The organism is Pantoea sp. RCC30.1 (assembly GCF_058148845.1).
Genome location: NZ_JBXUHX010000011.1, coordinates 41,917 through 55,179, shown reverse-complemented (window position 1 = coordinate 55,179; position 13,263 = coordinate 41,917). Strand labels below are relative to the sequence as shown.

At 54.1% G+C, this 13,263-nt stretch carries 9 protein-coding genes; 3 read left to right on the top strand and 6 right to left on the bottom strand.

Annotated elements, in window-relative coordinates:
- Positions 1–6: 6 nt before the first annotated feature.
- From AC2LB6_RS11680 to wbaP, 3 genes are all read right to left on the bottom strand, one after another.
- Positions 7–441, bottom strand: coding sequence for an arsenate reductase/protein-tyrosine-phosphatase family protein (locus AC2LB6_RS11680; protein WP_090959563.1), 435 nt, complete (start codon positions 439–441; stop codon positions 7–9).
- 9 nt (positions 442–450) lie between these two features.
- On the bottom strand, positions 451–1,590 hold the full coding sequence (locus tag AC2LB6_RS11675; RefSeq protein WP_490093623.1) for a polysaccharide export protein: 1,140 nt from the start codon (positions 1,588–1,590) through the stop codon (positions 451–453).
- A 294-nt stretch (positions 1,591–1,884) separates the two neighbouring features.
- On the bottom strand, positions 1,885–3,318 hold the full coding sequence (wbaP, locus tag AC2LB6_RS11670) for an undecaprenyl-phosphate galactose phosphotransferase WbaP (protein ID WP_283547567.1): 1,434 nt from the start codon (positions 3,316–3,318) through the stop codon (positions 1,885–1,887).
- Between the two features lie 796 nt (positions 3,319–4,114).
- Between wbaP and AC2LB6_RS11665 the strand changes: the two genes are divergently transcribed.
- Positions 4,115–5,686, top strand: a complete 1,572-nt coding sequence (locus AC2LB6_RS11665; RefSeq protein WP_490093622.1) for a TerC family protein — start codon at positions 4,115–4,117, stop codon at positions 5,684–5,686.
- Positions 5,687–5,716: 30 nt separating this feature from the next.
- Here the strand turns inward: AC2LB6_RS11665 and asmA are convergent, their stop codons facing one another.
- The 3 genes from asmA to udk form a co-directional block, all read right to left on the bottom strand.
- Positions 5,717–7,540: an outer membrane assembly protein AsmA gene (gene asmA / locus AC2LB6_RS11660; protein WP_490093621.1), complete on the bottom strand. Its 1,824-nt coding sequence runs from the start codon at positions 7,538–7,540 to the stop codon at positions 5,717–5,719.
- A 12-nt stretch (positions 7,541–7,552) separates the two neighbouring features.
- Positions 7,553–8,134 (bottom strand): dCTP deaminase, encoded by a 582-nt coding sequence (gene dcd / locus AC2LB6_RS11655; RefSeq protein WP_004571280.1) that lies wholly within the window; start codon positions 8,132–8,134, stop codon positions 7,553–7,555.
- 83 nt (positions 8,135–8,217) lie between these two features.
- Positions 8,218–8,859, bottom strand: coding sequence for a uridine kinase (gene udk, locus AC2LB6_RS11650; RefSeq protein WP_004571279.1), 642 nt, complete (start codon positions 8,857–8,859; stop codon positions 8,218–8,220).
- A 284-nt stretch (positions 8,860–9,143) separates the two neighbouring features.
- On the opposite strand from udk, the gene AC2LB6_RS11645 reads away from it, so the two are divergent.
- Positions 9,144–9,758: a phosphatase PAP2 family protein gene (locus AC2LB6_RS11645; protein WP_490093620.1), complete on the top strand. Its 615-nt coding sequence runs from the start codon at positions 9,144–9,146 to the stop codon at positions 9,756–9,758.
- Positions 9,759–9,921: 163 nt separating this feature from the next.
- Complete coding sequence (locus AC2LB6_RS11640; protein WP_490093619.1) at positions 9,922–13,257, top strand: diguanylate cyclase; 3,336 nt, start codon at positions 9,922–9,924, stop codon at positions 13,255–13,257.
- Positions 13,258–13,263: the final 6 nt, after the last annotated feature.

Below are 13,263 nucleotides of genomic sequence, written 5' to 3'. Positions count from 1 at the left end.
TCCCAACTATCGGCTTAATACGTTGACCCATTTCTGAGTAGCGTTTTCCAGTAACCCGTAAATCTCTTCAAAGGCCTCACGGCTTTTTCTATACGGATCCGCAATTTCTTTCTGATTGAGCCAGTGCCCAAGCAACATGGTTTTGCCACGTGCGGCCGGGTCGATGCGGTTGACCTGTTCAATATGTCGCTTTTCCATGACCAGAATCAGGTCAGCGCGACGACACATGTCGGCCGTCAGTTGCTGCGCCTGATGCCCTTCCAGCGACAGACCCTGTGCAGCAGCGACTTCTGATGCCATCCTGTCGGCCGGGTGGCCCACCAGCGCCCCCAGACCAGCAGAGCGAACATCTAAATCGGGCAACGCACGTTTAAACAGGCGCTCTCCGGTAGGAGAGCGACAGATGTTGCCAATGCAAACGACTAACACGGACGTAATCATGGTCAGACCTTAGTTCGACCAGTTGCGGATACGCTGTGCGGCCTGAGTCGCATCGTTGATACCTGCAATGGTTGGTATCAGTTGCGAAATCACACGGTTCCAGCGCGTCAGCGGCGTAGAGGTGACATAAACAATGTCATAAGGCTGAAGCTGGAAATCGGTTCCCATCACCATGGATGCCGCATCTTTGGTGTTCAACTGATAGATGTTGGCAATCTTGCTGCGATCGGTGCCGTGCAGTGGACGGATAACGAAGACACCGGTGGCGTCGGAGGTGGTTTGATCTATCCCCGCCGCATTGCCCAGCGCTTCCGCCAGCGTCATGCCGCTACGGTCCATTTTCAATGTGGTTTGCTGCTTCACTTCACCCATCACGAAGATTTTCAGATCGTCATTACGCGGAACGTAAAGAATATCGCCTGGATAGAGGAGGTGGTTCTGGCTCAGGTCGCCATTCTGCATCAGTGCCTGCAGAGATACGCGCTGCTCACGACCGTTGTGCGTCAGCACGACGTTACGCCAGTCAGCATCAGGTGCCAGGCCGCCAGCGGCGTTGATCGCATCCAGAACCGTTAACGGTACGTTGGTGATCGCCTGCTGACCTGAGGTGGTCACAGAACCCGTAACATACGTTTTCTGCGATTTGAACGAGGCGATGCTGACATCAACCTGTGGACTTTCAATGTACTGAGCCAGACGACGCGAAACTTCGTCACGCACTTCGCCCACGGTACGGCCCGCTACACGGACGCGACCAATGTAGGGATAGAAGATGGTGCCATCAGAATGCACCCAGTTACCGGTGTCGCTGGCGCTGCGGTATTGCCCCGCTGGGGTCGTCAGTTCCGGGTGATCCCAGACCGTCACGGTCAGCACATCGCCCACACCGATACGGTATTCGTAGTTCTGAATTTCGTTCTGCAGTGAAGGATTGGTCTGAGCCACCAGTGGCTTAGGACGCATCTTCTCAACCAGTGAAGGCGTTAACGGGAAGACGTTGACATATTTGTCGATGTCAAAGTTGCTATCCTGCTGCTCGACAACATCTTTTCCTGATGTAGAAAGGCGAGAACCGGGTTCGATCGTACACCCGACAAGGAATGTGGCGGATACCAGCAAGGGTATCAATTTCATTTTGATTGTAATCATTTAGATCTTCGCTATCAGTTATTTATTGATAGAGGCGAAACCGCCGCTGTGTAAGCGTCCAACAAAAAGTAAATCCTGGCTGACTTCAGCCTTAAGCTCTGAACCTGTCGTTCATTATCCTTGCTCCACTTGTTATAAATCGTGGCCATCTATCAGGGTCTACCCGGAACGCCTGGCATCATAGCGGACTATGGGTGCACTGCGATATCCCTGATGATGGCCACTCTCAACGACACGCCTGACAACGGCAAAACACCTCTGAGCGCACGTTAGCACGCTCATTTCGACTCACGATTAATAGGCACCGTCGCGTTTTAACACTACGCCTACTGTTTTAAACAGAATGGCGATGTCATTCCACAGTGACCAGTTTTTCACGTACCACGAGTCGAAATAGACGCGGGTTTCATAGTCAACGTCATTACGACCGCTGACCTGCCACAATCCCGTCATGCCTGGCTTAGCCATCAGGTAATAATCAACATCACCAGCATAACGACAGAGTTCATCTTCAATGACCGGACGAGGTCCAACCAGACTCATATCTCCGCGCACCACGTTCCAGAGCTGAGGAAGCTCATCGAGGCTTGTTTTACGGATGAAGTGGCCCACTTTAGTAATACGTGGATCATTTTTGAGTTTGAAATCTTTATCCCATTCCGCACGGGCAATCGGATCAGTACGAAGTACCTCTTCCAGCACTTCTTTTGAATTAATGACCATGGAGCGGAATTTCAGGCATTTGAATTTACGTCCATTCATGCCGACACGCTCGTGACCATAAATCGGCGGTCCACCATCACGGCCAACCAGGAAGCCCAGCACCAGCAGCGCCGGCATCAGCATCAGGATAATCGAGAGCGCACCCACGATATCAAATGCCCGCTTCAGGAAACGCGACGTGCGTTTAGCCAGGTTGTTCTGAACACGCAGAATCATCACTTCGTGGCTGAAGATATAAGCCATATCGGTACCGTAAAGCGGTACACCACGCAGGGTCGGGATGACTGAAACTGAACGGCAGTTGTGCATCGCCAGCGATTTAAGCCAGATATCACGGTACTGACTCTGCTCATATTCGACTGCCACGATAAACTGGGTTTCGCTGTTGGTCAGGCTCCAGAGCTCCTGCTCGTCGCGCAGCACCGGCACACCGTTCATGATCTCCTGCGGACAGGTTCCATCAACGTCGTAGAAAGCGATAACGTCAAAACCCATGACCTCTTCGCTTTGCAGTGCCTGCCAGGCTTCGTGCGCATTTTTGCTGCTGCCGATAATAATGGTCTGTTTCTTCCACAGTCCTTTTTTATTCAGCAGACGCTTAGACAGCGCGCGGCAGGTTGGAATTAAGATGAGCGCCAGAATCCAGGTCAGTAACCAGACAAAACGCGACATCTGCCACTGTGACAGTGCGGTAATCGACAGGTCGATGACAGAAAATATAAGAATGGTACGAAAAACTTCTTTTAATTCGAACCAGAACGGTTTCCGGTAAGTATAGTGACGAAGCCTTACCCAGAACCAGCCAATACAAATTACCGACAGACAAATGTGTGTGGCAATTTTTAAATTCATTTCTTTTTCAGAAATATCTGCCAGCGGCGAACCCGAGTGAAGATTAATTAGCATCATCGCCACAAATAACGCTGCGTTGAAACAAATTAAGTCTGAACATGCCAGCATTAATTTGGTAATAAGACTTTTAAACGTAAATTCTGTATCGCGCATATTTAACTCTTTTATTTTATTTCCTTAAACCCGCAACGGCTATCGCCTGTTAAATCATTAAGCGACGAAACCTCTCCAGACTGAGCCGTTTCTAAGGGGAGCTCCTGCGGCGTTTACGCCAATGATCTTAACCATGAAACCAGTAATATCGTTATAAATACCAACAGATTACTCTGACTTAAACACTGCCAGCGCTGCTCATTTTATCAACAAAAACGCGATTCGGGCACGCTACCGCCCTTGGCTGTCGCTGCCAATATCGCTGTCATCATTCATAGTGCTCCCCAAAATGCAATGACGTTACCGCATTGCATCATAAAGACGTTCATCGGCGAATAACGCATTCGTCACATTGCGATTAATGTCGAATAGGTACGCAAATTACGACTCTGGGGCAGAGTTTGCTAACTTGTTGCTATACTAGTTATTACTGGCTTGTTTACAAGCAGGTCCCGCTATCCCTGGACTATTTTAGGAAAAAGACTACCAGCAATTAGTATTGATGCCTGACAGGCAGTGCAATGCTTTCTTCAAAATTAGGATTATTGCCATACTCCCGATGAGATAAATCGCATAAGCCCGGCAGGTGAATATCTCATTCAAGGTAGAAAATGACTCAGAATACTCTCCCCCGCCTCCTCTGAAGTTAATCAAAGCGTCACACTGGTATGTTCACATTTTGCACGATATATCGGCCTGATCGGTTCACAACTCCCCTGCCCTGCCATTTGTACGTGGCTTCGCACTCCACTATCATCAGAGAAAACTCAATTTACGATATTCAGGTGAACAAGACATGCTGGAGGTAATTGCAGATCCCTCGCTATGGGCGGGATTAGTAACGCTAATCGTTCTGGAACTGGTTTTAGGCATCGACAATCTCATCTTTATTGCCATCCTGGTTGAGAAGCTTCCAGGGCCACTTCGCGACCGCGCGCGCGTGATCGGACTGCTGCTGGCGTTATTGTGCCGGTTATTGCTGCTGGCATCGCTTTCCTGGCTGGTTACGCTGAAAGAACCGTGGGTAACACTGGGGGGACATCCCTTCAGTGCGCGCGATTTACTGCTGCTGTCAGGCGGGATTTTCCTCCTATTTAAAGCCACCACAGAGCTGAATGCGCGACTTGAGGGACATGATGAGGAGTCCGGTCAACAAAAAGGCGGCGCTAAATTCTGGCCCGTGGTGGCGCAAATTGTAGTTCTGGATGCCATCTTTTCGCTGGATGCGGTGATTACCGCTGTCGGCATGGTCAATGATTTACCGGTCATGATGATTGCGGTCACCATCGCCATTCTGTTGATGCTGCTCGCCAGCAAGCCGTTAACCCGCTTTGTAAACAAACACCCTACCATTGTGATCCTCTGCTTAAGCTTCCTGCTGATGATTGGTTTCAGTCTGGTGGCGGAAGGCTTTGGCTTTGTGATCCCCAAAGGCTATCTCTACGCGGCAATCGGCTTCTCGGTAGTCATAGAAGCGCTGAACCAGCTGGCGCACTTTAATCGTCGTCGCGTACTTTCAGCGGGACGACCTCTGCGTCAGCGGACGGCTGAAGCGGTGTTGCGGCTATTGCGTGGCACGGCAGAACCGGCGGAACTGGATGCGAAAACTTCATCACTGATCGCGGACAGCGATGCCAGTATGCTGTTTAACCGCCAGGAGCGCGTCATGATTGCCCGTGTGCTGGGCATGGGTCAGCGTCACGTTAACAGCATCATGACCTCACGCCACGACGTCGACCATATCGACCTCAGTGATGACCCGGCAGAGATCATGTCGCGCCTTGACCGCAATCAGCACACGCGCATCCTGATAACCGATAACTCCAGTGAACCGCTGGGCGTAGTGCACGTTATTGATCTGCTGCACCAGTCGCTGCACCATAACTCTCTCGATTTACGCGCCCTGATTCGTCAGCCGCTGGTCTTTCCTGAGCGGCTGACGCTGCTGCAGGCGCTGGAACAGTTCCGACAGGCTCACACTCATTTTGCTTTTGTGGTGGATGAGTTTGGTTCAGTGGAAGGTGTGGTGACGCTGAGCGATGTAATGGAAACCATCGCCGGTAATCTGCCGAATGAGGCGGGTGAAATTGATGCCCGTTACGATATCCAGATTCAGGGTGAAGGCCACTGGATTGCCAACGGTCATATGCCACTGGAAGATCTGGCCCTCCATGTGAAATTGCCACTGGATGAGCAGCGTGACTACCATACGCTGGCTGGATTATTGATGGATAAGCTGCAACATATTCCGCAGGAAGGCGAAGTGTTGCAACTGGGTGATTATCTGCTGCGAACCCTGCAGGTCGAGAATCATCGGGTGCAGAAGGTTGAAATCCTGCTGCAGCCCGAGGGTGACTACGAGGTTTAAGCGATTCCCCCTGATAACGGAATGCGCCCGCTACGGGCGCATAATTTTCTTCAGGTTCTCTTTGTTCTCGCCCTCTTTCTGGCGATCGATCCACTGATTCAGCCGTGACTTCGCCTCACTCTGCAGACGGTTACGCAGAACGTCATCCACCGGCAGGGAATATTGCAGACTGTTCCAGTCGCCATACATGCGCAGCGGGATAGGCTGATCGGAGAGCGCTTTCACCAGCGCATCATCACCCTTCCAGCCGCTGATTTTCAGACCCAGCGTCACATCCAGCTGCTGCTGCACCATGTCGACTTTGCCCGCACCCTGCAGGCCCAGATTCTGGCCGTTGCCATTAATCTCGCTGAAGCTGAGGACGCCTTTATTCAGCGCCACCTGGCCGCTGATCGACTCAATGCCTTCATCGACGGCTTCCTGGCTGCTGACCTTATCGCTGACCCGCGCCACGGCTCGCTGCACCATCTGCTGCAGATTGAGTTGTGCCAGCTTCAGGTTGCTGGCGCTGATGGTCGCCCTGCCCTGCCAGCTGCGCTTCGCCGCCTCAACCGTCAGCGTATCGCCCGTCAGTTCGCCGTCGAGACTCAGATTGCCTTGCAGACTTTCCGGCAGTTCAAACGCTTTTAGCAGCGGCTGAATCGCAATTAAGCGGAGTTGCGGTTTCAGGCTGACCCGCGTCTCTGGATGACGAATATCGATGATGCCGGGAACCGAGAAGCTGCCATTGCCCAGCTTGCCGCTGAGGGTATTCAGCGTCATCACTCCCCGCTGGTTGCTGGCGTTTACGGCAAGACTGGAGAGAGAGAGACCACGCCATACTGCATTGTCCGCCTGAAGTTTCAGGGCCAGATCCATGTCGTTGAGCGGAGAGTCCGCATTGGTGCGTTCGCGCGGCGCTGCTATCACCGGCGAACGGGCCACGGTGGCATGCTGCGCGCCAGGCGCTTCAGAAACAGGCGGACTGGTGAGTAAATTATCGAGGTTCAGATTGCTGGCTTTCAGATCCAGCGCCAGCTGCTGTGGCGGCGCAACATGACCACTGCCCTGTCCGGTCAGCGTGCTGTCATTGGCGGTGAGCTGCAGATTACTGAAGGAGAACTGCTGGCGGTCGCCATTCCATTCACCCTGCAGGCTCAATGATCCTTTAACTCCCTGAGCCGGAATATCAGCGCCGGATAACGTGTAATCAAGCTGCTGCAACTGACCGCTAAGGCGATGCGGATATTGCGCGGCATCGAGCTGACCTTTGAGATTCAGTGTGGCGTTGCGCTGGTTGCGCATCAGTGTGGTGCTCAGCGAGAGTGTCGCCAGCTTGTTCGCGTCCTGTTCCATATTAATGTTGAGGTCACGGAAATTATATTCGTCGCCGCCGGGTTGTTGCCAGATCAGCAGACTGTCGGCTACGCGCAGTTTAGCGATATCAAATGACCAGCCGGTAGACGGCGTGGCTGGCTCCGCATCACGCGGCCCCTGAGGGGCATTTCTTGCGCGCTGTGCGCTGCTGTCGGGCGTCACCCGCACTATCGCGTTTTTCAGCAACACCTGGCTGACGCTAAGTTGATGGGACAACAGTGGCCAGAGATCGACATCAAGCCGCATGTTTTCCGCAGAAACCAGCGGCTGACTGGCACCCGGTGCAGTGAGACTCATCCTGCCAGCCAGAATGCTGAGCTGCGGCCAGACGTGCCAGCGCAGATCGCTGCTGACCTCAAGGCGATAACCACTGCGTTGTTCGACCTGTTGCACCATATAGGCACGAAAGTCGTTGGGATTGACCAGCAGCACCAGCGCGCTCATTCCCGATACGACCACCACTAAAAGGATGGCCAGCGTGGTTATCACTCTTTTCATTACATCCTCAGATCAGTCTTTATCAATACGGCTGGCATCAGCGCCCTGCTGACCGCGATATTTCGCATCTTCACGCCGGTTGTAGGGGCGCGCAGCCGGGCCGGAAAGGGGTTCAAAACTCAGCGCACCGATTAACATGCCGGGACGCAGAGCCAGCGGCAGTTTACCTGAATTGTAGAACTCCAGCACGATTCGGCCCTGCCAGCCTGGATCAATGCGGTGCGCCGTCACGTGAACCATCAGCCCCAAGCGTGCCAGCGATGAACGTCCATCCAGCCAGCCTACCAGATCGTCAGGCAGCGTCACGGACTCCAGCGTTACCGCCAGCGCCAGTTCACCCGGATGGAGGAAAAAGGCTTCGCCATCAGGCAGCACGATCTCATCGCTCATGACGCGATCCAGTGCCGCGCTCACTTCCTGTTTCGGGCCACTCAAATCGATAAAGGCCGCGGTGTGGCCGCTGAAGGTGCGGAACTGATTACCCAGGCGCACATCGACGGTGGCCCCATTAATGCGCTCGACCGGCGGGCGTGGCTCGATGGCCAGTTTGCCATTGTCCAGCCAGGCTTCAATATCGCGATCGCATAATCTCATTGCGGGAACTCCATGACATAAGTGTAGCGAACCGGCGACAGCGTGACTGCCGCCGGTCTGCATCACGTCCGGACGGACGTGCGTTATTCAAAAAACTGGTTGATTTTCGCCTTGAGGATATCGATGGCGATACGGTTTTTTCCGCCGCGCGGCACAATGATATCGGCGTACTGTTTTGATGGCTCGATAAACTGCAGGAACATCGGACGCACGGTCTTCTGATACTGACTCATTACCGAATCCATTGAGCGGCCACGCTCATTGACGTCACGTTTCATACGGCGCATCAGACAGATGTCGAGCGGCGTGTCCACGAAGATAGAGAAGTTGAGTTCCTGGCGCAGACGGGCATCGGTTAACAGCAGAATGCCTTCAAGGATAATGACCTTTTTTGCCTTCAGGTGTTGCGTTTGCTGGGTGCGGGTGTGCTCCACATAGCTGTAGACCGGCAGCTCAATATCCTGCCCGGCTTTCACCGCCTGCAGGTGCTGCAACAGCAAATCATGATCCATCGCACTTGGATGGTCATAATTGGTTTTAACCCTCTCTTCCATGGTGAGGTGACTTTGATCTTTGTAATAAGCATCTTCCGGGATAACCCCGATGTGCTCGTCACCTACCTGATCACGGATTTCACGATAGAGCGTGCTGGCAATTAAACTTTTACCGGATGCGGAAGCGCCGGCAATGCCTACAATCACGCACTGATGAGACTTGTCAGTCATACTTTTTTAAGACCTGATAACTGGAGCCTGCCACTGGTCACACTTTATGCGGGCAGCGGACGGGCCGAAATGGAGAGGGTGTGTTCGCGCTAAGTATAGGGATTTCGGCCTTTTGATGCCAGAAAAATGGCGCGGGTGTCTTTTCAGACTTTCTCCTTTGGACGCCACTCATTTCACCGATAAACTAGCGGTACACCATACTATAAAAAAAATGGCCTGCGCGGCGCGCTGTTCAGACAACGCGTGTCGCAAACGTTCCGACCGAATGATGCATCAGGAGTGGTATGCACTGGAAGACTTTGACCTATTTTGGCGACAGCATGCTGTTGATTCCGACAGCGGTGATTATTGCGCTGATTTTGCCGTGGAAAAGTGACAACCGTCATACGGTCTTTTACTGGATTCTGGCTTTTGGCCTGGCTGGCCTGGCCGTCAGCATCTCTAAAATTCTATTTCTGGGGTTTGGCATCGGCAGCGCCCGCGTTAATTTTACCGGTTTCAGCGGCCATAGCGCCATGTCCGCCACGCTGTGGCCGGTTATGCTGTGGCTGATTTCCGGGCGCTGGAAAGCCGTATGGCGCATTGCGGCGATTGGGGTCGGTTACCTGATTCCGCTGATGGTCGGTTTCTCGCGCCTGGTGATCCACGCTCACTCCAAAAGTGAAGTCGTCACCGGTCTGCTGCTGGGCTTCATGCTGAGCACCGCATTTCTGATCTCTCAGCGCCGCACCTCGCTCAAAGGCTTCAGCTGGCCGCAGGTCGGCGCTGCGCTGTTAGTGCCGTTTGTATTAATGAGTCATGGTCGTGTTGCCACCACGCAGCAGTTCCTGGAACGTTTCTCTGCCAGCCTCGCCGGGATGGAGAAGCCCTATACCCGAGCCGATCTTTTCCGCCAGTAATCAACATACTGGCGATCAATCTCAACATGCCCGTCAATTCGCCGAATAACGGGCAATATTGATATCCCCCCTTTTTTCTTTGCCGGATGTGCTAGCATGCAGTCAGAGAATGACTGGTGCCTGATTCGCCGTTGCGGAGCGTCGCACCCTGCCGGAAGTCCGCATGACGATAGATATTCTGTCCCCGCAAAATAGCACGCCAAACCGCTGGCTCTCGGCGCTGATCCTTGGCTGCGTCGTGTTTGTCCTGACCCTGTTTTGCCTTGAGCTGATCGTTGTCAGCGGGAAAATTTCCCCGCTCTGGTTCCCGACCACCTTAATGACCGTGGTCGTTTTCCGCTGTCCGTCACGACAATTACCGCTGCTGCTGACCGCCTGCGTGCTGGGCACCGCCATGGCTAATGCCATCGTCATCGGACCTGCCCTCTCTAACATTAAATTCGCTCTGCTCAATCTTATCCAGGCCGGTGTGGGCGGCATGCTTCTGCGTGCCCTGCTGGATCGGCGCGCGCCGCTGAGTTCGCTACATGACTGGGCAAAGATGGTGCTGTCAGTAGGCATTGTGGCGCCACTGCTCGGCGGCCTGCTGGCGCTCTGGACGCTGCAGGTCAGCGGCCACGCCTCGTTTCCCTTCTTTTATACCTGGGTGATCTCCGAAATCATCGGCATGCTGGTGTTAGGCCCAATGTTGCTGCTGCTTCCCTGGCCGCTTCGTCGCTCGCAGTTCAGCGATCTGCGCCTGGCCGAATCCCTGCTGACGCTGCTGCTCACCCTCGGGGCCAGTTATCTGGCGCTGCGCTTTTTGCCGTGGCCCTTTACCTTTATTGTGGTGATCCTTTTCTGGTGCGCGGTCCGCCTGCCCAAACTGCAGGCATTTGTACTGTTCTTTATTAACGCCAGTTTTATCTCGGTTCTACTTGCCTTTGACCTGGTCAGCGTGGTTAACAACAACAGCGCGCTGGGTCCGGTCTCCAGCTGGCTGCCGTTTCTGCTGGTGTTGATTCCCAGTCACATTATGTCCCTGGTGATGGATGCATTCCGGCGCGAAAAGCTCCACATCACCGACAGCGAAACCCGCTTCCGTCACGCCATGGAGTACTCGGCGATCGGAATGGCGCTGGTCGCGCCTCAGGGCAAGTGGTTGCAGGTCAATCGCTCGCTGTGCGAGATTCTGGGCTACCCCGACGAGGAGCTCAAGCGACTGACTTTTCAGCAGATTACCCATCCCGACGATCTCAGCCTTGACCTGCAACAGGCGAATCGATTGCTGGAGGGTGAGATAGATACCTACACTTTTGAGAAGCGCTATTTTCGTAAAGATGGTGAGATTGTCTGGGCACGACTGACTGTGTCGCTGGTCCGGGATGGCAGTCAGGAGCCGCTTTACTTTATTGCGCAGATTATCGATATCTCTGAGCTGAAGCAGAGCGAGCAGGTGAATCGCCGGCTGATGGAGCGCATTACGCTGGCCAATGAAGCGGGCGGCATCGGTGTCTGGGAATGGAACCTGCTGACCGGCGAGATGTTATGGGACAAGCGCATGTACGCCTTGTTTGGCCTTGCTGCTCATGAGTCGCCCAGCTATGACCTCTGGATCCATCTGCTGCATCCCACCGATCGCGAATACGCCGCGCTGACCGTGCAGCAGGCGATAGAGCTGCGCAGCGCTTTCCACATGGAGTATCGCGTGGTTAATGCCGAGGGACAGCGCTGGGTGCGTACTCAGGCTAACCGGCTGCTGAGTAAAGAAGGTCGGATTGAGCGCATGCTGGGTATCTGCCAGGACATCACGCCGCTCCGCAATCTGAATGAAGCGCTGTTTCAGGAGAAAGAGCGCATGGCGATCACCCTGGATTCAATCGGCGAAGCGGTGATCAGCACCGACAAAGAGATGCGCGTGGCCTTTATGAATCCGGTAGCGGAGAAGATGAGTGGCCTGTCACAGGAGCAGGCCGCCGGTCAGCCGCTGAATGAGCTGCTGCACATTACTCGGGGACGTAACGGCCCCGAGGTAGAGAACCTGCTGTTATGCCAGCTGCCGCCGGAAAAAATCACCCCCAGCCTCGCGGATGATCTGGTGCTTCATACCCCGGATGGCGGTCATATCGACATTTACTACAGCATTACGCCACTGCGTTCGGAAGCTGGTCTGGAACAGGGTGCAGTCATGGTTATTCAGGATGTGAGTGAGTCACGCAAGCTGATGAAGCGCCTGAGTTACAGCGCGCTGCATGACACCCTGACTCGCCTGCCTAACCGCGCCAGCTTTGAGCTTCAGCTTAAGCGTCTGCTATTTGATGCCGCTGAACATCAGCATCAGCATGTGCTGGTGTTTATCGACCTCGACAAGTTTAAAGCGGTCAACGACAGCGCGGGTCATGCCGCTGGCGATGCGCTACTGCGCGAACTCTCAGATCTGATGCAGCATCATCTGCGCAGCAGCGATTTCCTGGCCCGACTGGGCGGCGATGAGTTTGCGCTGCTGATGCCCGATTGCGATGTCGATCAGGCGCATGACGTGGTGCAGCGCATTGTCGCCGCAGTAAACGATTACCGCTTTCAGTGGCTGGGTCGCCTCTATCATGTTGGCGCCAGCGCGGGTGTGACGCAGATTTCACCAGAAAACTGTCAGAGCAGCGACGTGCTTTCGCAGGCGGATATCGCCTGTTATAACGCTAAACGCAGCGGACGCGGGCGGCTGATGATTTACGAACAGCATCGCTTACTGCTGCCAGGCAATCATCAGGATATGGATGCCGCAATGATTGATGCGCTGCAGATCGAACTGCCCGCCTGGGCCGTTGCGCCGCCAAAAACGTCGAAGTCAGCTTTTATCTGGCTGCTTGATGTGCAGCTGTTAACCGCAGACGGGTTGCTGGTGGATGAGACGCTGCTGCGCAACAACCTGCCCGATGAGACGCTGCGACGCCGTCTGGATAACAATATTCTTGAGGCTTTTTTCCGCCACGATGTGGAAAAGCTAAATCAAAAAGGCATTCCGGTGATTCTGCCGCTCAATGCTCAGCTACTCGGTGATGCCACCTTTGTGCAGCAGCTCTGTCAGCGTTTTGTCGCCGCCGGTCTTTCCGAAAGCCACTGTGGTTTCGCTTTCCCTGCCGCCAGTGTGCTGAGCAAGGATGATCAGTTCCATGCCGCGCTGCTGCAACTGCGTCAGTGTGGCTGCCGCATCGTATTGCAGAATTTTGGCCGTAACCTGGAGGCCTTTAATCTGCTGAGTGACGAGGTGGTCGATTATCTGGTGCTGGCACCGGAGCTGGTCGCCAACGTTCACAATAATCTGATGGATGAGATGCTGCTGACCATCATTCAGGGCCAGGCAACCCAGCGCAATATTTCGGTGCTCGCCGGTCCGGTTTCGGTGCCAGCTTTGCTGAGTACGCTGGCTGCCCTTGATGTCGATGGCGTCTGGGGCAGTGCTGTGGCCGAACGTCAGCCGTTGCGCTCACTGGCTGAAGATCGCATCTTCGCCATCCGTTAATTCCCT

Bases quoted from the DNA above. Each gene is read 5' to 3' on its own strand.
- AC2LB6_RS11640 (WP_490093619.1), top strand. From the start codon at position 9,922: ATGACGATAGATATTCTGTCCCCGCAAAATAGCACGCCAAACCGCTGG.
- AC2LB6_RS11680 (WP_090959563.1), bottom strand. From the start codon at position 441: ATGATTACGTCCGTGTTAGTCGTTTGCATTGGCAACATCTGTCGCTCT.
- asmA (WP_490093621.1), bottom strand. From the start codon at position 7,540: ATGAAAAGAGTGATAACCACGCTGGCCATCCTTTTAGTGGTGGTCGTA.
- AC2LB6_RS11665 (WP_490093622.1), top strand. From the start codon at position 4,115: ATGCTGGAGGTAATTGCAGATCCCTCGCTATGGGCGGGATTAGTAACG.
- AC2LB6_RS11645 (WP_490093620.1), top strand. From the start codon at position 9,144: ATGCACTGGAAGACTTTGACCTATTTTGGCGACAGCATGCTGTTGATT.
- AC2LB6_RS11675 (WP_490093623.1), bottom strand. From the start codon at position 1,590: ATGATTACAATCAAAATGAAATTGATACCCTTGCTGGTATCCGCCACA.
- wbaP (WP_283547567.1), bottom strand. From the start codon at position 3,318: ATGCGCGATACAGAATTTACGTTTAAAAGTCTTATTACCAAATTAATG.
- dcd (WP_004571280.1), bottom strand. From the start codon at position 8,134: ATGAGATTATGCGATCGCGATATTGAAGCCTGGCTGGACAATGGCAAA.
- udk (WP_004571279.1), bottom strand. From the start codon at position 8,859: ATGACTGACAAGTCTCATCAGTGCGTGATTGTAGGCATTGCCGGCGCT.